The sequence below is a fragment of the Youngiibacter fragilis 232.1 genome (assembly GCF_000495435.3).
GTDB classification, from domain to species: domain Bacteria; phylum Bacillota; class Clostridia; order Clostridiales; family Clostridiaceae; genus Youngiibacter; species Youngiibacter fragilis.
Genome location: NZ_AXUN02000153.1, coordinates 1 through 676, shown reverse-complemented (window position 1 = coordinate 676; position 676 = coordinate 1). Strand labels below are relative to the sequence as shown.

The 676-nt window shown below is 65.8% G+C and carries 1 protein-coding gene; it reads left to right on the top strand.

From position 1 onward, the window contains the following. Window positions 1-445: 445 nt before the first annotated feature. A partial coding sequence (locus T472_RS19540) for a plasmid recombination protein (RefSeq protein WP_174515121.1) occupies window positions 446-676 on the top strand: 231 nt, incomplete at its 3' end.

The following is a 676-nucleotide window of genomic DNA, read 5'->3' as shown; positions in this document are numbered from 1 at the left end:
GCCGAGGGGGCACCCAGCAGGGCAGGCCCGGTCGATGCAGCAGGTCTAGGACGTGTCCGCCCAACGCGCTGAGGGGGCAGGGGTGCAAACCCTACCGATAGTGGGCGGCAAGGCGGACTTCCTGGGGCTTCGTGTTCCGGGAGGGCTTCCTGTCTTCGAGCGCAGCGAGAAGGCAGGAAGCGCGACCACGGAGGCCCTTGGGCCGACCTCCTTTCGGCCCCGCTTTTGCCTCCCAAGCAATAATCCGCTTTGGCTGTTCGAGCGAAAGGGGCCCCCGCTTGCGGGGTTGAGCGAGTGAGCGCAGCGAATGCTCTTGCTCTTCCCGAAGGGCGAACAACCTTGGCACAAGGTGTAGTGAGTACACCATGCGCCGCTCCGCTCTGCGCCCCCTCTCGCTACGCTTCAGGGCTTGCGCTGGCTTTTGCTCCACCTGCACGCTGAAAGCATGCCATACGCCATCCTGCGCACTGCCAAGCTCAAGAGCTTCGGCGAGATCGGGGGTTCACTCGCGCACACCTACCGAACCCGACAGACACCCAACGCCGACCCGACACGCGCTCACCTCAACGAGCACCAGGGCGAATCGGCGCAGGCGGTCAGCGCTGCCATACGGGCACGCCTGCCCGACACGCGGCGCGCTGATGCCGTGCTGTGCGTTGAGTACTTCATCGGGGCC